This is a genomic window from Hymenobacter sp. HD11105 (assembly GCF_054051685.1).
Window position 1 is genome coordinate 1,254,738 of sequence record NZ_JBSWBR010000001.1, and the last position, 19,449, is coordinate 1,274,186.

The following is a 19,449-nucleotide window of genomic DNA, read 5'->3' on the forward strand; positions in this document are numbered from 1 at the left end:
GAGCAAGGGGCCGGGTTAGTTCCAGGGAGCAAGATCAGCGGCTTTGGCGGCGCGCTGAGCCTCGTATTGGCTACGAAAGGTAGCATATTCCGCCGGGGCGAGCAATGTGCGTAACTTCTCCAGGGGGCCCTCGGTGTACGTCTCCAAGCCCGTCCGTATGGCCGCCAACGCATACGCTTTCAGCAAAGGCACCGACTCAGGATTGTAGTCTAAGCCTTTCAAAAGCACATCATAAGCTGTAGCATACTCCTTTCGTTGAGCGTGGAAGTCGGCGGCTGCCAGAACAGCCTCCGTAACATACGGCGCCTCTCGTACAAGCTGAGCATACATGCGCGCCGCTTCTTGGGGCTTAGCAGTTGAAGCCGTTTGAAAGTAAAGCTTATAAGGTCGATGCTGGGGGGCAAAATAAGCGCTGCCAAGCAGTTGCCGCAGCTCGTTAGGCTGCTTGGCTTGTAGGTAAAGCTTGCCGCGCAACACATTCCAGGCCGAGGAATTCAGGTTTTTAGTAGAAAGCGTCGGCGCGTAGCACTGCACACTGGCAAGCACCGCATCCGTATTGCCCGCCGCCAACACCCGTGACAATTGCGCAAGCAAAGCGGCTTGCCGAGCTGCAGGGGTAGCAATAGCTTCGGCCGCTGCCAGAAACGTTAAGGGGTTACTAGCTGACGCCGCGCCGCGCAACACAATGTACTGTGCCTTCACCGAGTCCGGCGCCGCGGCATATTGGGTGGCAAAGTCCAGATTCAGAATGGCGCGGAGGCGCTGTCCCTGACGCGCAACTTGCGGATTGGGGTCGCGGGCCGCTACGGCTGCCTGTAATTGAGCAGAGTCTGGTTGTCCGGCTAATGCGAGTGCGTAGGCGCGGGGCAAGGCCGCTTCGGTGAACCCATTGCCGACTGCCTCGGCAAAGTAAGCGGCTGCCGTGGCGTACAAGCCCTGGTCGAGCGTCCATAAGGCGCGCGTTTGTTGGTAGTAGGCTGCACTCGGAGAGTTACCAATGAGCAAAGGCAGCAATGTAGCTTGAGCGGCTACAGGGTGGCCACCGTAGTATTGAGTCAGTGCCCGCAGAAACGTTAACTGCTCCAGATACGCATCATTGCCGGGATGGCGGGCCAATTGGGTGAGAGTAGGCAGCAGCGTAGTATCGCGCGTAGCCAGACGGCCCAGACCGGCGTGATAAATGTGGGCAAATTCAACGGTGCTAAGATCAGTGGCCGAATCAGGCAATGCAGTAACCTTATCCGATGGGCGCTGATTAGTGAGCTGGGCCAGCAGCAAAGCATTGCTTTGCAAAGTAACTTCAGCAGACTGGGGAGCATTTTGCTGCACAAACTCCTGCGCGGCCTTCAACTCTTGATTTTGCACCAGAAAAGCCAGCTGATTGGCGCGCACAACTTCATTATCGGGAGCTAGGCTAGCGGCCTGAGCCTGATAAAACAGAACCGAATCGGTGAGAGCTGAGCGGGTATAGAGCTGCGCTAGGTCATTGGCTAAACGAGGGCTCTGGGGGGCATTTTTGAGAGCCTCCTGTAGTGTCTTCTGACGGTCGAAGAAGTCGGTGGGCTCGTTGAAAAGCGCAGCTAGCCGCAAGGATATTTTCTCAGAAGGTGCTCGGCTCAGCGCCCGGCGTAGGGCGTTTATCTCATTCTGGCGCTGGGAGCGAAAGCGGTATAAGCCCGCCCGGCCCAGGCTGGCGCGGTGGTTGAAGCGGTCATACACATCGCTCTCGGCATAGTAACGTTCGGCTAGTAGGGCCAAGCCATCATTGGTGGGCTGCTGCTCACTTTGCAGGCGGGTGAAGTCACCAAGGTTATTGTAAAAACCCGCCCGAACTTGGTCGATGACAAAGAAGTTGTTGCGCAACTCTACAATGCCTAGGGCTCCCAGGCCAATAATATAAACGATATAAAAGGGCAGGCGCCGTGGCTCGTATACGACCCGGTACACGCGCAGACGCTGCCGAATGAGCGGGGCAAAATTGAGCAGGACATACAGGAAAAAAGCCCCCCCGCAGGTCAGCAGCGCTAAGGCAGTAAAGTCGCGGCCCGCAGTAATGAGCGGATCATTTGCCGTTGCCATAGCATACCCAATACTACCCGCCGCCAGCGCTACCAGCACCAGATACAGATGCATCGCGCCGGGCCAGTAGCTCACCCAGGTGCCGTAAGTAAGCGCCCGGCGCCTCAGCCCCAGCCAGCCTACCAACACAGCCGGCAGCAGCAGCAAGTATGGCTCAAGGCGCAGGTTAGGCAGAATTAGAACCTCACCGTCGTTGAGATAATACAGCAGCAAAGTGCCCAAGTATAGTCCGCTGGCTAGCACAAAGGGCAGTAGCCCAAACCGACTGCTCGGATTTTCCGCTTGCGTATTCAGCCACAAAAGGCCGTGAATATTCTCGAAGCCAACCCAGAGCACCAACAAGGCAAAAGCAACTGCGCCTCCATAGGTAGCATAGCTAGTAAGGTGCAAAGCCGTAAGGTCGGCGGAAAAGTTGCTCCTTACCAGCAAGATAGTGCTGAGCGCGCCTATCAAAACCGCGAAGGTCAGCACCCGCTGCCCGAAGGTAGCAGCCGGCCAGAACGCGTGGAAGGCAAAAGCAGGCAGCGCTAGCACTACAAGCGCCAACACCAGAAAATACTGCTGTAATGAGTTGAACACGCCGAGCAAATCGGCATTGAGCGACATCAGCAGGAATATGAGCAAGGTCATGCCGCCCACGAAAGCGGGTCGGGCCAGCGTGCTTACTACTGCCAGAAAAAAAACTAGACAAATGGCCAGCAGCACCAGCCAAGCCATGGCAGCATCGGGCCGCACGTACGGCCCGGCTACGTCGTAGGTCTGCGTGACGAGGTAGCCATTAAGGCGTATGGCCAGCTCATCGAGGCCCAGGGTAAGGGGCGTCAGCGCAACCGGTACGGGCGTCAGCTGCGGCACCGTAACGATGGGCAGCGTTTGATCGGCGCCGGTGAAGTAATGAAACAAAGCCACAGCCACGGCCAGCAACGCTACCAGACCCAGGCCAAACAGAAGATAGCGCCGGCGCGGAGCGGGCGGCAGAGCAACAGGAGTAGGCACCAAGCGTTATTCCAGAACTTTTGGAACGCGGAAGTAATCCGAGTCTTTGCGCGGAGCGTTGCGCAAACCATCCTGATGATTGATGGTGTTCTGGGCCTCATCGGGGCGCAATACGTTGATTTCTTGGGACAGATGCACTAGCGGCTCAACGTCGGTGGTGTCGAGTTCGCGCAGCTGTTCTACCCAATCCAGGATTTTATTCAGGTCGCCAAGCATTTCCTGCTCTTTGGTGGCGTCAAACTCCAGGCGGGCCAAGTGGGCCAGTTGGCGCAGGGTGGCAAGGTCAGTACTCACGTCTTCAGTTATAATTAAGAAGTAGCAATTAAGAATTGGGGAGGCTAAGCTCAGAGTTACTGCTGCTTAGTGGCTCGTTTTCGGCAACAACACTCGGGAAATGCTGCTGGGGGGCTTTTTTATGGGCAACCGATTGGCTGGGGGACAAAAAAGGCCGGGGCGAAGGCGCCGGAATTCCCGCTGCCTCCGGATGGAATTCACTGGATATAATAGCAAATGCGCGCTGCTTAAGTTCCTCTACATCCGCCATCGTCATGCCCTGGGTAGGAATAGGGTCGTGGAGGACAATGCGCAGAGGCGAATAACGGACCCGTAGCTCCCCATCGAGGTCGGGCATGAAGCGGTGGTTGAGCGGCATCGAAACCGGCACGATGGGTACGCCCGCCGTAATAGCGAGCTGAAATGCGCCATCCTTAAACGGCATCATTTCCTCACCAGGCTTTTTAGAGATAGTGCCTTCGGGGAAAATAACCACCGAGCGGCCCTGCGCCAGTCCAGCCCGGGCTAGCACGATGGCGCGGCCACGGCTCACGGCACTTTCGCGGTTTACGGTGATATACACGCGTCCAAATAATGGCCCCCAGAAGGGGACTTTTGCTAAGGAACTCTTACCAATAATGTTTAAAAAACCCGGTATGGCCTTGAACAGCAAGGGAATATCAATGTAGGAGCTATGGTTAGCTACATAGACGCACGGCTGATCGGCGGGTAGTTGGTTTTTGCGCACCACTTCCACCGGCATGCCCCACATTCGGATGGAGATGATGGACCAACTCCGATTAAATGTGTGCAGATGCCGATACCAGGCTGGTCGTCGCCCCAGCACCCACTGCGCAGGATAGGTCACCACGAAGGGCATGACAAACCAAAAGGTGCTCCAGGTAGTGTATAGCCGATGTCCCAGAAAACGCATCAAGTCCCGCATAGCACAAATTTAGGAGATAGGAGTTAGAAGCTCGGTACTAGGAGCTGGCCGTGAGCATTCACAGAGACAGATTGCACTTCGCTCATTGGCTTAGAGTGATATGAATAGTACTTCAATGGCAAGACAGCCAACCGTATACAAGCGAAATTAGCTTATTTGGGGGCCAACTTAAAACCGAGTGCTTAACCCTTGGCCTTTAACGCTTCTTTTCGGCTCGCTAGTACTCGTTCGGCTTTCAAGAGGCCAGCTACGCTAATAGCATCAGTGATGCGGTCGTCCATTACCATGCGAATAGCTTCGGCTAAGGGTAGTTTCCAAACACGTAAGTCCTCGGTTTCTTCGGGTTCTACGTCGCCTTGCTCCAGGTCCTCGGCCAGAAACACGAAGCCTTCTTCATCAGTCACGGAGTTGGAGGTGTGCAGGCGCCCAATGTTAGTCCAGCGACGGGCCAGCAGGCCCGTTTCCTCGCGTAGCTCCCGCTGGGCTGATTCCAGCACATCCAACTCAATGGGCCCGCCGCCCATCGGAATTTCCCAAGAATACTCGTTGAGCGTGTAGCGGTATTGACCCACCAGCCACGTATTGCCCTCCGCATCCAGGGGTACAATGCCGATAGCCTTGTTTTTCATACTGACTACGCCATAAATACCAGGGCCGCCCGCGGGGTTCAGCACTTGGTCTTCGCGCACCGATATCCAGGGGTTTTGGTATTTGAGGTCAGTGCTGAGGACTTGCCAAGGATTATGATTGGGGTCGAAATCGGAGGGAGCGGAGTGCGACATAGGCTGGAGTGATAGAAAATAAGTAGCGGCGCAAAGGTAAGACGCCCGCTGACGCGACGCTACCAGAAGTGTCTGTCGGGGCAAAGGCAAAGTTCGGCGGGCAAGAGGTCATGTTGGTCCAAAACATTTCGATTAACGAGTTGGTTGAGAGTACCTTTACAGCGCTATTTACCTACCCGCGGGGGGAGGTTGTGGAAAGGAAGAATCTTCCCGTGGGGCGCCGGCCCGACCTAGGAGTAGGGTGAAACAATCTGGGTCATCGGCGCACAAAAAAGGCTACTGCACTGCGCGGTAGCCTTTTTTGCGTTTGGGATAAAAAATAATACCGAGGCCAGAATCGTATACCAACCCCGACGGCAAGGAGCGCGTACCAAGCAGTAACCGCCCGCTCACATCCCGGACGGCCCATAGTATTTTTATGGCTAATCAACCCAAAAAGAAAAACGAAGATCCTCAGCCCGGCGACCCTCTTTTCAATCTCAAGCATGCCCAGGCGGAAGCCGAGTTAGCCCAGAAAAATGGCGGCCTCGGACCCCTGACCAATGAGTACATTACCACTGATGAAGACGAAGCCCTCGACGAAGGCCCACGGGACAACCAAGGCTTCCGTCGCGGCGAAAACGAACCTCCTATTCTCGGCAGCAGTGCCGGCAACCACAAGTAATTAACGCTACTACCTGAGTAGCAACAAGTCTTATTAATACTTATAAAGGCTTTCCCCGCGGTGCTATTAGCCGTAGGGAAAGCCTTTTCTGCTGAAGAAAGCGCGACTTACTTTTGCTGCACTATGCTTCTTGCTACCCATACTCACCAGCCCCTCGAAGCCGGCCTCGACGAAGCCGGCCGCGGCTGCCTGGCCGGACCTGTGTTTGCTGCTGCCGTTATTTTGCCCCCCAGCTTCACCTGCGCCTTCCTCAACGACTCCAAGCAGATGACCGCTCGCCGCCGCGAAGTCGCTCGCGCCGAGATATGCGCTGGCGCCTTAGCCTGGGCCGTAGCAGAAGCCTCGCCAGATGAAATTGCCAGTATTAATATTGCTCAAGCCAGCTACTTAGCCATGCACCGGGCTGTGGCTGCCCTCGGGGTGAAGCCCACTCACTTAATAGTTGATGGCAACCGTTTTCGAGCTTATCCTGGGATTGAGCACACGTGCTTTGTGGCCGGCGACGCCCGCTACGCTAGCATCGCGGCCGCTTCGGTGCTGGCCAAAACGTATCGGGACGAGCGGATGAGAGCCTTAGCAGCCGAGTTTCCGGAGTATGGTTGGGAGCAAAACGCTGGCTACCCTACCGAACGCCACCGCGCTGCAATACGCCAACACGGCCCAACTGCCCACCACCGAATGGGCTTCCGGCTTCTTTAAATAGTATTTACCGTTTTGCAGTTACCACTTAGCGGCTATGGTCATGGGTGCTTCTTTCTTACTGTTTAATTAGCATCAACCTTTCATTTGCAGCAAGTCCAGGAATAAGCTGAACCCGTCTACAGTAGCGCCGCCTTCGCCGAATTTGTCAAAGCTTAAGGGCTTGATAATATAGCCGCTTACGGCAAGCTCGCGGGCTTTTAAGCGGTCGGCTTCGAGGTCGGAGGTGGTCATGATGAACACGTTCAAGGCCACAAACTCAGGGTCGGAGCGGAGCGTTTCGAGAAGCTCCAGGCCGTTCATGCGCGGCATATTGATATCGAGCATCACCACATTAGGCTTATCGATCTTTTCGTGGCCGTTTTCGCCGCGTAGCATATTGAGAGCTTCACGGCCGTTACGAGCTAGGTGAAGAGGCACAGCAATGTCGTGTTTGCGCAGTTCGCGCTGCACATTCATCACATCCATTTGGTCGTCTTCAACGAGAAGGATGCTGGGCGTAGTAGAGGTTTCGAGCGACATATAGTACAGAAACTAAGACGGAGGGAAGCCTTGTTTCTGGATTCCTATACGACTGGGGGGCAAATTAGGCCGTCCGGGCAACTGTGTCGGTTAGTCGCGGGGTGTCGGAGGGTGCCGTTTTGGGCCAGGTAAACGTGAAAATGGAGCCCTGACCCTCAGCAGACTGAATTTGGATGGTGCCACCCTGACGCTCTACTATCTTCTTTACAATGGCCAGCCCCACGCCCGTACTTTCCAAGGTGTCGCGGTCGGTGAGGGTTTGAAAAATTACAAAGATGCGCTCGTGGTATTCCGGGTCGATACCGGGCCCATCGTCGGCCACGGAGAAGGTGTACTGCTGGCGGTCTTCGCGGCAGCTGATGCGCACAGTACCCGTGGTAGGATGATCGTGGTACTTAAATGCATTGCTGATTAGGTTCGTGAACACTTGCTGTAACTGCACCCGATTAGTAATAAGCGTAGGCAAATACGTGGGTAGCTCAACCTGGAACCCCTCGGGCGGCGCCAGCGAATCCACAATTTCGGTGAGCAGCTCTCGCACATTTACTCGCTCCTGCGCCTGAGCCGTGCTTCCAACCCGCGCTAACTCCAAAATGCCGTTAATTAAGTTTTCCATGCGATGCACGCGGGTGCGCATCAGCAGCAAAAACTCGTGGATGTGTTCGGGCAGCTCCTTACCCATATCCTCCTCAATCCAACGAGAGGCATTTTCAATACCTCGCAAAGGAGCTTTTAAATCGTGCGAAACGACGTAGGCAAACTGATCCAGCTCTTTGTTGCGGCGCTCCAGCTGCGTAATAGTTGAGCCAATCGTGCGCGCCATTACGTTGAGCGAGGTCACTAGCTCACTCAACTCATCGTGGTCGTTATCCTGTAACTGCGTTTGATAATTGCCCCCCGCTACGCGACTTGACAGATCCAGCATCATGGCGATACGCCCCGCCAACAAACGACTGATATAGGTAGCCCACACCAAGCCCATCGTGATGGCAATAATAGTAAGCGAAATCGACAGCATACGGGTCTGCTGAATACTGTCGGTTAGCTTTTCGCGGCGCTCGGTGCGGGCTTCCAGCTCGTCGGCCTCAAAGCCTTCAAACAATGACCGAATCTGGTCCATGAGCAGCTTGCCCGTGAGCCCTTCGGCCAACATACGATGCTCCAGCCCTTCGAGCGCCACTTGATCAGGGTTGCGGCGCAAGGCCTCACGCTTCTCACTAATCATCAGGTGCGAATACGAGGCCCATTGTTGGTATAAGCGCTGCGCCCGCTCCAGCCGTTCGCGCTGTGGGCTCTCGGGGGGCATTTTCTGCCGCAAGTCCACAAAGCGGCCCAACAGGTTTCGCTCGCCCACATGGTAAGGCTCTAGCATAGCTTCATTGCCAATCAGCATATAGCCCCGAAAGCCCGTTTCCATGTCTATAATGTTGCGCAGCAGCGTTGTGGCTTCCTCCGTCCGCAGCTGCGACTCTTCCACTCGCAACGAGTTGCGCAGTACCTTGCGTGAGAGCTGATAATTAATCACGACCACGGCCGCAAACAGTACCGAGATGGCCAAAAAGCCAGCGAAGAGTTTGGTCGAAAGCTTGAGCTTCATGCGGTGCGGCAACAACATAACTTACCGGTTTTGGAGCGGGTTGCTGGTGCGCAGCTTCTGCTCCATGGTACGCAGCAGGCGCGTAATCTCATCAACGTATACTTGAATGGAAGCCAAGCCGGCTATGGCTTGCTCGCTTTTTCCCTGCTGGTGCAAATCGAGCAGACGGTTGGCTACCTGATGAATCTGCTGGTGTACTTTGTCCAGCTCACGGCTTTCGGGCAAATGGCCGTAAACTACCAGAGCCCGCTCCCGAATCCAGACACCGAGTGCGCATAGCTGAGCGTCGCGGATAGGGGCTTCGGCAGTGCCACTGCCATACAGAGCAGAACGGAGCTTTGACTTGAACAGCAGGTGCTTTACCTGCGCCATCTCAAAGTCCTGTTTTATGTCTTCGTGCATTATTTGTAGCCTATGGGCTGGCTAACAGACGTGCTAGGGGCGAGCGGACTGTGCCAGCAGGGTGCCCCGTGCAACGAGAAAAGGCAGCCTGTTGTTCGCACGTTCGGCACAATCTGAGCAATAACCCAAAGGTAGCATCCTTAGGGACGTAGCCCAGCCGGTAGAATTAGCTAGTTTTGCCCCCCAGAACCCACCCACGTATCTCACTCATTTCCCGATGGCCGAAGATCTCAAAACCGTTACCCTCAACGACGTACACCAGCAGCTAGGCGCCAAAATGGTGCCCTTTGCGGGCTACAACATGCCCGTGCGCTACTCCTCCGACCTCGATGAGCACCACACCGTGCGCCGGGCCGTAGGTATTTTCGACGTGTCGCACATGGGCGAGTTCCGGTTGCGCGGCCCCAAAGCCCTCGACTTGATTCAGCGCGTCACCAGCAACGACGCCAGCAAGCTCGTAGATGGTAAAGCCCAATACGCCTGCTTACCCAACACCGAAGGCGGCATTGTAGACGATTTGCTCGTGTATCGTTTGGCCGAAAACGACTACCTGTTAGTAGTGAATGCCTCCAACATCGAGAAGGACTGGAACTGGATCAGCCAGCACAACACGGAGGGCGTGGAGATGGAAAATATTTCGGACCAGATCAGCCTGTTTGCCGTGCAAGGCCCGAAAGCTGCCGCCGCTCTCCAGTCACTGACCGATGTTGACCTAACCAGCATTCCGTACTATTCTTTCGTGCAAGGCACGTTTGCCGGTGCGCCCAACGTCATTATTTCGGCCACAGGCTACACTGGTGCGGGCGGCTTCGAGCTGTATGTGCCTAATGAAAGCGCCCGTGAGGTGTGGGAGAAAATCATGGCCGCTGGCAAAGAATTCGGCCTGAAGCCCATCGGCCTGGGCGCCCGCGACACGCTCCGCCTCGAAATGGGCTACTGCCTCTATGGCAACGACATCGACGATGCTACTTCACCCTTAGAAGCTGGTTTGGGCTGGGTAACCAAGTTCACCAAAGACTTCACCAACGCCGACAACCTCAAAAAGCAAAAGGAGCAAGGCCTAACCCGTAAACTCGTCGGTTTCTTGATGGACAGCGGCGGCATCCCGCGCAGCCACTACGAGTTGGTGGATGAAGCCGGCAACAAAATCGGGGAAGTGACTTCAGGCACGCAGTCGCCGTCGTTGAGCAAAGGCATTGGTTTAGGTTATGTAAAAACGGAATTCAGCACACCGGGCAGCAAGGTATTTGTGCAAGTGCGCGGCAAAAACCTGCCTGCAACGGTTGTAAAGCTACCTTTTGTAAAAGGTACCGAATAGTAAAGATTTTAGAGAAGAACGTCTCTTTTATATAAGAACGTCATGCAGAGCAGAGCGAAGCATCTCGCTCGCTTCGTTGAAGTACCGTTGCAACGAAGCGAGCGAGATGCTTCGCTCTGCTCTGCATGACGTTCTGTTTTGATTAATATCCAATTGACAAGAATGCCAACTCTCGACGTCTGCTTTTCTCCTGAGCTACTGCCGCTGTATAACCTACGCGGCAAGGTGGCCGTGGTGGTTGATATTCTGCGGGCTACTTCCTCCATGGTCACGGCGCTGGCGGCAGGCGTTACGCATATCGTTCCGGTAGCAGAGCTAGCCGAATGCCGCGAATTCGCCCCCCAAGGCTACCTGACCGCCGCTGAGCGCGATGGTTTGCAAGCCGAAGGTGTCGACCTAGGTAACTCACCCTTTGGCTACCTCGATGGCAAAGTAGCCGTGCAAGGCCGCACAGTCGCCATCACGACTACCAACGGCACGCGCGCCCTGCATCTCTCCTTAGCCGCTGATACGGTGGTGCTAGGGGCCTTTTTAAATTTAGAGGCAGTAGCCACTTTCCTGCGCCAGCAGCAAAAAGACGTGCTGGTGGTCTGCGCCGGCTGGAAAGGCATGTTTAATCTGGAGGACACGATTTACGGCGGTGCGCTAGCCGAACGCCTAACCGCCGATTTCGACATTAGCAGCAGCGACGCTACGCTTGCTGCCTCGCACCTGTGGCAGCAAGCTAAGCCCGATTTGGCCGGCTACTTACTGCAATCGGCCCACGTACGGCGGCTCAATAGTCTGGAAGTGAATGAAGACATGGAGTTTTGTGTCCGTCTGGATGAGTACGATATCGTGCCCATCTGGCAAAATGGTCGTATTGTAGCCCTGTAGAACCAAGCTTTAGTAGGACTAAAATAAAGCAAGAAGCCACGCATCTTCAGACGCGTGGCTTCTTGCTTTTTGAATTCATCGTGTTTTCGCTACTTAAGCTTCTCGTTGTCGTGGTGGCGGGTAGCGTCGCGCTTGGTTTTCTTTTCCAGATTCTTCGTTAGCGCCTCGGTTAGATTCACGCCCGTTTGGTTAGCCAAGCAAATTACCACGAACAGCACATCGGCCAGTTCGTCGGCCAGCACTTTGTCTTTATCTGATTCTTTGAACGACTGTTCTCCGTACTGCCGAGCGATAATGCGGGCCACTTCGCCCACTTCTTCCGTGAGCATAGCCATATTGGTTAGCTCATTAAAATACCGCACGCCGGTCGTCTGAATCCAGCTATCGACGGTTTGTTGGGCTTGTTCGATGGTCATGAGTATAGTAAGGTTGAGAAACGTGAGATAGTGCAAGGCGAGTTTGCCACTTCACTATCTCACTAAATCAGTTTTGCGGTGAATCCAACACCAAGGTCACTGGGCCATCGTTAAGCAAACTTACCTGCATATCGGCCCCAAACTCGCCCGTAGGCACAGGCTGACCCAGCAATATCCCCACTTGCTGCACAAACTGTTGGTAGAGCAAGTCGGCCACCGCTGGTGGGGCGGCCCCCACGTAGCTGGGACGGTTACCTTTGCGGGCATCAGCAAGAAGGGTGAACTGACTTACGACCAAGATTTGCCCCCCAGTATCAAGTACGCTACGGTTCATCTTGCCTTCATCGTCGGAGAAGATGCGGAGCTGTACGATCTTGCGGGCCATCCAGTCGAGGGCGCGGGAATCGTCTTGGGGGGCAAATCCAGCTAGTAAAAGCAGGCCGTGCCCAATCTCGCCTACAGTTCGGCCTGCTACCACTACCCGGGCTTCGCGCACCCGTTGAACCACTACACGCATTGTTGAGCTTAAACAAGTGATAAATTGTGCGGTGACGCCACCACGGAAAAAGTCGTGGCACCACCGCAAGTAAACCCTTAATCTTGCCTTCTCAAATTAGGAGGCTGATCTTGGCCGCCCATCGTTACCTAGCCGTTGTCCCTTGAATCAGCGTTTGTTGCTCCTGTTTGTGGCTTTGCTGGCAGTAGCAGCGGTACGGTTGTACGGACTAGCTGAGGCTGCTTTACCCGATTATGACTCGGTCCGCAACTGGCAAATTGTGCAGGAAGTCGCGGCGGGCAACTTTACGCATTTGTTTCACCAAGGGGCGCCGCTGTTTTACTTGATTTTTGCGCCATTAATCTGGCTGGGGGGCAATTTTAAGGTCCTGCAATACACCAATGCGTTGCTGGCTGTAGCCGCCGTTGGCAGCCTGGCCTCTTTCGTAGGTCGTGAAGTCAAACTCACGGCTTGGCAAACGGCGGGGCTAGCGCTATTCATTGGTACGTCCGTTTTTCTCACCTTCTCGGGGCGCGACTTCACCATGAATGCTGGCAACCTACTGCTCTTCGCTGGACTGCTACGGGCTCACTATCAGCGTTTAGTAGCACCTAGTCGCGGCACCTTACTGCGGGCTGCTGTCTGGCTGATGCTGGGTATTAGCTTCAATTACCGTTTCCTTTTCACTGTGCCTATTCTGGCGGTGCTGGAGCTGCTGCACGCCGACGGCTTGCTGCTCCGCCGCGGCAATGCCTTGCGTGTAATAGCCATATTGGCCGCGCCTTTTGTCATAATGGGTTTGGTAGCCTGGGCAGCAGATTTGCCCTTGCAACGCCACTGGCCTGCTGTATACTACGGCCTGATAATGCGCGGGCAACCCAACCTAGCCGGCCACACGGGCATCTTCCACTTCGACCTGCTCTACTACCTCTACTTCCTGCGCGACTTCGAGTCGCCGCTAGTGCTGCTGACGCTACTGGCCGCGCCGGTGCTGTGGCGACAGGAGCTGTTTCGGGAATTGCAGCAGCCTAATTTGGTGCGCTACCTCGCGGTGTGGGGCTATTGCTTTCCAGCGGGCATGTCGCTGCTGATAAAAGCCCCCCGCGGGCTCCTACTTGCTTATGGCGTCATGTATGCGCTGGCCTTTCTGAGCATACGGCGCTTGCTGCCCGGCAAAGCACTCTGGGTAGTGATGTTAGTAGCAGTCAGCTTTGATCTGTACCGTATTCAGCGCGAAGTGTATGCTTACGCGCCCACTAATTACCCGCAGGTAGCTGCGTGGCTACGAACTCAACAAGCGGATAAGCTGCTTAGTACAGTAGGGCAGGGGGTAGCGCCATTCGTGGCTCCCATGCCCGTAACGGTGGTTACACATGAAAACCAACTGCTTGCCCTACGCCAACAAGGCTACCGTTATGTGCTATTCGATGCTTACTGGCGCGTAGCCGGGGTACAACAGTTCAACAAACTGCAGCAAGAGCCTGTTGTGGCTTCCTGGCCCGAGCCGCAGCTAACTGCGCCCTTGCTGTTTTTGGAGCATTCTGAGTACACTGGCTTAAGCTACCACGAAACCCTAGCCCGCCAGCAAGCCGCCGCCTGCGACACGTTCCAGTTACGCGTGATTAAGCTTAGGTAAGGTATCATAATGCGCTACGCAAAGCATCTAAGCATGGTAACAATCTCAAAAAGACCGTCATGCAGAGCACAGCGAAGCATCTCGCGTGCTGGTGTCAGAGTAGTAACCCAACTAAACACGCGAGATGCTTCGCTGTGCTCTGCATGACGGTCTAATAATAACCTTCACCTACACTAAGTAAGCTCTACCGCCGAATCTTCAAGCTGTCCAGGGTGCGTTGGTAGCGGCGGGCGTTGCGTAGGTGGTCGGCGTAGGTGACGGCGAAGTCGGAGTAGCCACTAAAGTCGGGGCGGGCGCAGAAGAAAAGGTAGTCATGGGCGGCGGGCTTAAGCACCGCGTTCAGGCTTTGGCGGTTGGCGGAGGTGATGGGGCCGGGGGGCAAACCCTTGCGCTTGTAGGTGTTGTAAGGTGAATCCACCAACTTGTCTTTGTTCAGAACGCGCCGCACGCCAAAGTTGCCGATAGCCCAGAGCAGCGTGGGGTCGGCTTGCAGGCGCATACCGCGGCGCAAGCGGTTCAGGTACACGCCGGCAATAATGGGCTTATCCTCGGGCTTGGCGGTTTCGCGCTGCACAATGCTGGCCAGCACATGCACCTGCACCGGCGTCAGGCCCAGCGAATCGGCACGCCGCCGCCGCTCGGCCGTCCAGAAACGACCATGTACCGCCGCGGCCGTATCCAAAAACTGCTCGGCCGAGGTATTCCACAGCAGGCGGTATGGGCCGGGCAAAAACATGGTCAACACGGTAGTTGTGTCGAGCTGGTAGCGGCGGCGTAGGAAGCTGTTGTTCTGTAGTAAAGCGCGTAGAGTGGTGGAGTCGGCCTCAATCTGGGGGGCAATTTGGCCAACCAATTGGGGTTTGTATTTGAAAGCGTTCAACTCCAAAGCCACTGTATCCTGCTGGCCGCCCAGCAGCTTGTCAAGCAATGCATCATTGCCTAGTCCTGGCTCCACCAGGTACCGACCTGGCCGCACCTGACTGGGGTATTCCCGATGCCGAGCTAGCCAAGCAAAGGTTTCCGGCTCAATCAGCAGCTCCTGCCGATGAATTGAGTCCAACACCGCCTGAAAAGAAGCGCCCGTGCGGATGTACAAATAAGCCGGCCCAAAGGGCGAAACCGCCACGTTCGGTTTCCACCACACACGCCAAGCCACGTACAGGCCTGCTCCGCCCAGTAGCAAAACCAGCAATAACAAAATGCCCCCCAGGCGGCGCCAAAGCCGAGCTGAAGAGTTTGGAGAAGAAGCTACTTTAGTCAAACCTACTGCTTATCATTCATACGCACGGCGAAGTTACCTGCGCCGTTTTTCTGCCTTCGCAACGAGGCGCTGCCATACAAAAGTATAGTCGTCGGACGCGGTTTGCCGAATTTGAAAGGCTTTTACGGCAGCCGTCGGCGCTTCGGCGAAAGCTTTGCGCACGGCCGCGGCCGCTTCACCTACGCAACCCGCCTTCTCCAGCCAGTCGTTTAACGACATAGGCGTGGAGCCCCCAGCCTGCGCAATGGCTCGTATAGCTAAGCCCGCATCAGTAAGTGCCTGCTGCCATTCTTCGGGGGACAAGTTGCGCGCGTGCGAAGGGTCACGCAGGGCTTCTACGCGGTTTTGCCACTGGCCTACGGTAGGGTCATCGTCAGGAATGGTTGTGTCAACGAGCAAAAATTGCCCCCCAGGTACTAATACACGCTCCACTTCTACCAAGAAAGCCGGCACCGACTGGAAATGGTGTGGTGCAATGCGGCACGTAACCACTGAGAAGCTTTCTGCATCAAATGGCATCGCTTCGGCTGACCCTTCCCGCCAGCTTACATTGGATATACCGCGAGCCACTTGGTTTTGCTGGGCCTGCGCAAGCATCCCCGGCGACACATCCAGCCCTACCACTGATTGCACATGGGGGGCAAAAGCCAGTGCCGTAAAGCCAGTGCCCGTCGCCACATCCAGCACTGTATCTGTGGGCTGACACTGGGCCTGCGTTAGCAGCCACTCCAACGAGGAGGCTGTCCAAGAGTTCCACTGCGCATTATAATGCGCCGCCTGGCGGTCAAACTGTTCTTTTGCGGAACGGGGGGGCATTTTAAAAGAACTAAGAGACCAAACTTATTTCAAAACTTCCAACACTGCTTATCATCAAGTATAACGTCATGCTTCGCTGTGCTCTGCATGACCGCCTAATCAATACGAGTACAGTGTTAAAAGGCTCAACTTCTACTCGCCGTGCACCAAAGCTGCCACTGCTTCGGCAAGCTGTTGCTGCTGCTGCTGCCGTTCAATCTCCACGGGTGGAGCAGAGCGCACCTCGCAGTCTGGAATAGGGCACCGCTCGCAGGTTTCGTTGACGATGCGCAGGGGAATAGCAGGATCAGAAATAAAGCGAACCGTGCGCTTCAAATTCTCGTCGCAAAGTAGACCCACCGTAACGCTCACCGCTGGCTCGGTAGCCGTGGCCGCTCGCGCCAGTGTCAGGCAGATGTACTCATTATCAGTGCCATAGTAGCGGGAACGCTGGGCACCGATAGTCATAGCTGGTGCGCCCGGTGTGGCTTGCAAGCGCATTTCGGCCAGTAGGCGTAGCGAAATCCAGCGGCGGCAGTAGTGCTCGTGCAACTCATTGCCGTGCGGATTGTGCAAGCGCGAGAGGTGTAGCTCCTTGGTCAGCTCGTAGGGAGCCGCCGCGTTGGCTTGGTCAAAGCGCAGGAAAAACAAGCTTTGAAGGCCAAAATGCCGGGGCAGCAGGTTGGTCAAGCGCTGCATAAACATCTCCGGCGACACGTTGTACTTGGTCAACAAGCCTAGCCACTTGCCCGTGTCCCAGGTCGGCATTTCAAAAAGCTGCTGTAAGTCGCGCACCAAGGTTTCCTCCTCCATGAGTAGGGCGCCGGCGAAGTAGGAAGCTCGGAAATTATTTAATACTTCCTCAAATGAGCGCACCGGAAAGCTAGTGCTTACATAAGGCCGCTCGCTCAGATTTAGGTAGTTGAAAGCTATTTCACGTCCCAATACAAACGCTTCTTGGGCATTGCTCAGGCCCGGCCGGAGCAGCAAGCGCCGGGTTTTAGGTTGAAATACAGACCGCAAGCGCCCGAGCGAGGCGTACTCATCAAGCAGCGTGCGGTCTAGGGAATAGCCGTATTTCTCGATCAGCACACGCTCCAGCTGCCGGGTATCGAAGGGCGCGGCTGCGTTCAGCTTTTGCGCTACGGTGAAGGTGCGTACGTCCTGCTCCAACTCTTCGAAGTAGTTGTCGTGCATTTCTTGGTAGGAGCGCAAGGCAGCCAGAAAAAAATGCTCCTGCCGCATCTCATAGTTGCGGCCTATTTCGAACAGTGTGCTGATGAAAGCATTCATTTTGGCCGGCGCGTCGGCAATTAGCTCCACAATGCGCATCGGATCCAGACCGAACATTTCCAGCGGAAATTCCTTGAGCAAGTCCGATTGTAACAGCTCTGAGATGGGCTCCAGCTTACGGCTAAGGGTTAAGGATGTAAGTTGATCATAGCTCACGCCTAGCACTTTGCTTAAGCTCAGAATCTTATCGGCCTTCGGGTATTTTTTGCCTTTCTCAATCTCATTAAGGTAAGAAACCGATACATCGCAGGCCCGCGCCATCTCGGCCGGTGTGAGGCCTCTTTCTTGGCGCAGCTCGCGCAGCTTCAACCCAAAAATCAAGCGTACTATCTGGCCGTGACTCAGCATATTACAGAAACTATAAAGCAAAAATGGAAGGGAGAGCAGATGTAGATAGCTTCTATTTAGTTACCAAATCACTAGTTGTCACAGCTTGTAAAGCAGGCTGTGACTTATCATTGATGCGGACTTATGTGAACAAATCTACACTTAATGAGCGATTATTAAAATTTAGCGAATTTTCGCTTGTTTAATAAAATTCGCTTTATTATGTTTGATGTATATCTTAACCTTACCATCAAACGACAAGAGCTATGACTTTCCCCGAACCCCACACACTCGTTTCTCCCCCCAAGTATTTGGCTCCAGATCGGGTGAAAGTGCTAGGTACTTATTCGCCTGAGTTTGCCAAGATCTTAACTCCCTCAGCCTTGGCTTTTGTAGCTGAGCTGCACCGCCGTTTCGACCCAACCCGGCGCGATCTGCTGGCCCGGCGAGTAGCACGTCAGCAGGAATTTGCCGCCGGTAAGCTGCCCGATTTTCTGCCCGAAACGCGCCTTATTCGTGAAAAGCCCTGGTCTGTTGCCCCCTTACCGAAAGACCTGCTCGACCGGCGTGTGGAGATAACGGGCCCTGTAGAGCGCAAGATGATCATCAACGCGCTTAATTCCGGTGCCAAGGTGTTCATGGCCGACCTAGAGGACTCCAACGCCCCTACATGGGCCAACGTCATAGAAGGCCAGCGCAACTTGCGCGATGCCGTCCGCCGCACCATTTCCCTCAGCACGCCCACTAAAGAATACCGCCTCCACGATAAAATCGCTACGCTCATCGTCCGCCCGCGAGGCTGGCATTTATTGGAAAAACACGTTTTAGTCGATGGCGAGCCTATCAGCGCTGCGCTATTCGACTTCGGGCTGTACTTTTTTCATAATGCCCACGAGCTGTTGGCCCGTGGCAGTGGCCCGTATTTTTATCTGCCAAAAATCGAAAGCCACCTGGAGGCTCGGCTGTGGAATGATGTGTTTGGAATTGCGCAATGGTCGCTCAAGATTCCGAAAGGCAGTATTAAGGCCACAGTCCTCATCGAGACGTTGCCCGCCAGCTTCGAGCTAAACGAAATATTATATGAGTTGCGCGAGCACTCGGCCGGCCTAAACTGTGGGCGCTGGGATTATATTTTCTCTTACATCAAGCGCCTAGGGCTCAACCCTAACTTCCGTTTGCCCGACCGTGCCCAAGTAACCATGACGGTGCCCTTTATGGCGGCATACTCCCAGCTAGTTATTAAAACCTGCCATCGGCGCGGCGTGCATGCCATTGGTGGTATGGCTGCCCAAATTCCGATTAAAAACGACCCAGAAGCAAACGAAGCCGCGCTAGAGAAAGTACGGCTGGATAAGGTGCGCGAGGCCAAAAACGGCCACGATGGAACCTGGGTGGCTCACCCCGGCCTTGTGCCAGTTGCTTTAGCGGTATTCGATGAGCTGATGCCCAACGCCAACCAGATAGAGCGCAAGCGCGAAGATGTGCACGTAACCGCCGCCGACTTAGTGCAAGCTCCCGAAGGCACCATCACCGAAGCCGGCCTGCGCCTGAACATCGACGTGGCCATTCAGTACCTCGAAGCCTGGCTGGGGGGCAATGGCTGCGTACCCATCTATAATCTGATGGAGGACGCCGCTACCGCCGAAATTTCCCGCGCTCAGGTGTGGCAGTGGCTGCACACGCCCGGCACCACACTCGATGACGGGCGCCCCGTAACGCTGGAACTCTACCGCAGCCTCATCACCGACCAAATGACCCGCATTCATGCGCTGGTAGGGGATGAACGCTACACCCAGGGTCACTACGAGCAAGCCGCCCGCCTCTTCGACCGCCTCGTGACGATCAAAGAATTCACCGAGTTTCTAACCCTGCCCGCTTACGAGCAACTAGCCTAAGCTATTTGGCGTGGTCCTCCTGATTCCGCGGAGCAGTTAGTAACACGACTACCGTAGAACAACCCACGCAAGAACAGGCATCAGCAACGATAATGATCCTACGACTTTGGAGTCGTAGGACCACCTGGCCTCAGCTTCCCTCTTTTCCCAACCTCATAAAAAAAGCCGCTCAATCG

18 protein-coding genes are annotated in these 19,449 nt (G+C 55.1%); 6 read left to right on the forward strand and 12 right to left on the reverse strand.

Annotation, left to right across the window (positions count from 1 at the left end):
- Nucleotides 1–15: 15 nt before the first annotated feature.
- The 4 genes from ACW9KT_RS05480 to ACW9KT_RS05495 all read right to left on the reverse strand — a co-directional run bounded on the left by ACW9KT_RS05480 (nt 16) and on the right by ACW9KT_RS05495 (nt 5,076).
- Nucleotides 16–3,075, reverse strand: coding sequence for a hypothetical protein (locus ACW9KT_RS05480; RefSeq protein ID WP_457078359.1), 3,060 nt, complete (start codon nt 3,073–3,075; stop codon nt 16–18).
- Between the two features lie 6 nt (nt 3,076–3,081).
- Nucleotides 3,082–3,369 carry an Asp-tRNA(Asn)/Glu-tRNA(Gln) amidotransferase subunit GatC gene (gene gatC, locus ACW9KT_RS05485; protein ID WP_457078360.1) on the reverse strand — a complete coding sequence of 96 codons (288 nt, stop codon included), beginning with the start codon at nt 3,367–3,369 and terminating at the stop codon, nt 3,082–3,084.
- 28 nt (nt 3,370–3,397) lie between these two features.
- Nucleotides 3,398–4,294 (reverse strand): lysophospholipid acyltransferase family protein, encoded by an 897-nt coding sequence (locus ACW9KT_RS05490; RefSeq protein WP_457078361.1) that lies wholly within the window; start codon nt 4,292–4,294, stop codon nt 3,398–3,400.
- 182 nt (nt 4,295–4,476) lie between these two features.
- Nucleotides 4,477–5,076, reverse strand: a complete 600-nt coding sequence (locus tag ACW9KT_RS05495; RefSeq protein WP_457078362.1) for an NUDIX domain-containing protein — start codon at nt 5,074–5,076, stop codon at nt 4,477–4,479.
- A gap of 418 nt (nt 5,077–5,494) precedes the next feature.
- Between ACW9KT_RS05495 and ACW9KT_RS05500 the strand changes: the two genes are divergently transcribed.
- Nucleotides 5,495–5,740 carry a hypothetical protein gene (locus ACW9KT_RS05500; protein WP_457078363.1) on the forward strand — a complete coding sequence of 82 codons (246 nt, stop codon included), beginning with the start codon at nt 5,495–5,497 and terminating at the stop codon, nt 5,738–5,740.
- A gap of 123 nt (nt 5,741–5,863) precedes the next feature.
- On the forward strand, nt 5,864–6,439 hold the full coding sequence (locus ACW9KT_RS05505) for a ribonuclease HII (RefSeq protein WP_457078364.1): 576 nt from the start codon (nt 5,864–5,866) through the stop codon (nt 6,437–6,439).
- Nucleotides 6,440–6,514: 75 nt separating this feature from the next.
- Here the strand turns inward: ACW9KT_RS05505 and ACW9KT_RS05510 are convergent, their stop codons facing one another.
- From ACW9KT_RS05510 to ACW9KT_RS05520, 3 genes are all read right to left on the reverse strand, one after another.
- Nucleotides 6,515–6,961, reverse strand: coding sequence for a response regulator (locus ACW9KT_RS05510; protein WP_457078365.1), 447 nt, complete (start codon nt 6,959–6,961; stop codon nt 6,515–6,517).
- 64 nt (nt 6,962–7,025) lie between these two features.
- The gene (locus tag ACW9KT_RS05515; RefSeq protein WP_457078366.1) at nt 7,026–8,576 is read right to left on the reverse strand and encodes a sensor histidine kinase; all 1,551 of its coding nucleotides are present in this window, start codon (nt 8,574–8,576) and stop codon (nt 7,026–7,028) included.
- 3 nt (nt 8,577–8,579) lie between these two features.
- Nucleotides 8,580–8,960, reverse strand: a complete 381-nt coding sequence (locus ACW9KT_RS05520; protein WP_457078367.1) for a CZB domain-containing protein — start codon at nt 8,958–8,960, stop codon at nt 8,580–8,582.
- A 217-nt stretch (nt 8,961–9,177) separates the two neighbouring features.
- Here ACW9KT_RS05520 and gcvT point away from each other — a divergent pair, with 217 nt between their 5' ends.
- Entirely contained in the window at nt 9,178–10,278 is a 1,101-nt protein-coding gene (gene gcvT / locus ACW9KT_RS05525; protein ID WP_457078368.1) for a glycine cleavage system aminomethyltransferase GcvT, read from the forward strand.
- Nucleotides 10,279–10,440: 162 nt separating this feature from the next.
- The gene (locus ACW9KT_RS05530; RefSeq protein WP_457078369.1) at nt 10,441–11,154 is read left to right on the forward strand and encodes a 2-phosphosulfolactate phosphatase; all 714 of its coding nucleotides are present in this window, start codon (nt 10,441–10,443) and stop codon (nt 11,152–11,154) included.
- Between the two features lie 89 nt (nt 11,155–11,243).
- On the opposite strand, the gene ACW9KT_RS05535 is transcribed toward ACW9KT_RS05530, so the two are convergent.
- Nucleotides 11,244–11,570 carry a nucleotide pyrophosphohydrolase gene (locus tag ACW9KT_RS05535; protein WP_457078370.1) on the reverse strand — a complete coding sequence of 109 codons (327 nt, stop codon included), beginning with the start codon at nt 11,568–11,570 and terminating at the stop codon, nt 11,244–11,246.
- Nucleotides 11,571–11,637: 67 nt separating this feature from the next.
- Nucleotides 11,638–12,087, reverse strand: coding sequence for a D-aminoacyl-tRNA deacylase (dtd, locus tag ACW9KT_RS05540; RefSeq protein ID WP_457078371.1), 450 nt, complete (start codon nt 12,085–12,087; stop codon nt 11,638–11,640).
- Between the two features lie 142 nt (nt 12,088–12,229).
- Between dtd and ACW9KT_RS05545 the strand changes: the two genes are divergently transcribed.
- Nucleotides 12,230–13,702: a hypothetical protein gene (locus ACW9KT_RS05545; protein ID WP_457078372.1), complete on the forward strand. Its 1,473-nt coding sequence runs from the start codon at nt 12,230–12,232 to the stop codon at nt 13,700–13,702.
- A gap of 184 nt (nt 13,703–13,886) precedes the next feature.
- Here ACW9KT_RS05545 and mltG read toward each other — a convergent pair whose 3' ends face one another.
- The 3 genes from mltG to ACW9KT_RS05560 all read right to left on the reverse strand — a co-directional run bounded on the left by mltG (nt 13,887) and on the right by ACW9KT_RS05560 (nt 17,399).
- A complete protein-coding gene (gene mltG / locus ACW9KT_RS05550; RefSeq protein WP_457078373.1) occupies nt 13,887–14,963 on the reverse strand; it encodes an endolytic transglycosylase MltG in 1,077 nt (358 codons plus the stop codon).
- 33 nt (nt 14,964–14,996) lie between these two features.
- Nucleotides 14,997–15,779 (reverse strand): class I SAM-dependent methyltransferase, encoded by a 783-nt coding sequence (locus tag ACW9KT_RS05555; RefSeq protein WP_457078374.1) that lies wholly within the window; start codon nt 15,777–15,779, stop codon nt 14,997–14,999.
- A 132-nt stretch (nt 15,780–15,911) separates the two neighbouring features.
- Nucleotides 15,912–17,399 (reverse strand): helix-turn-helix domain-containing protein, encoded by a 1,488-nt coding sequence (locus ACW9KT_RS05560; RefSeq protein ID WP_457078375.1) that lies wholly within the window; start codon nt 17,397–17,399, stop codon nt 15,912–15,914.
- 245 nt (nt 17,400–17,644) lie between these two features.
- Between ACW9KT_RS05560 and aceB the strand changes: the two genes are divergently transcribed.
- Nucleotides 17,645–19,273, forward strand: coding sequence for a malate synthase A (aceB, locus tag ACW9KT_RS05565; RefSeq protein ID WP_457078376.1), 1,629 nt, complete (start codon nt 17,645–17,647; stop codon nt 19,271–19,273).
- Nucleotides 19,274–19,449: the final 176 nt, after the last annotated feature.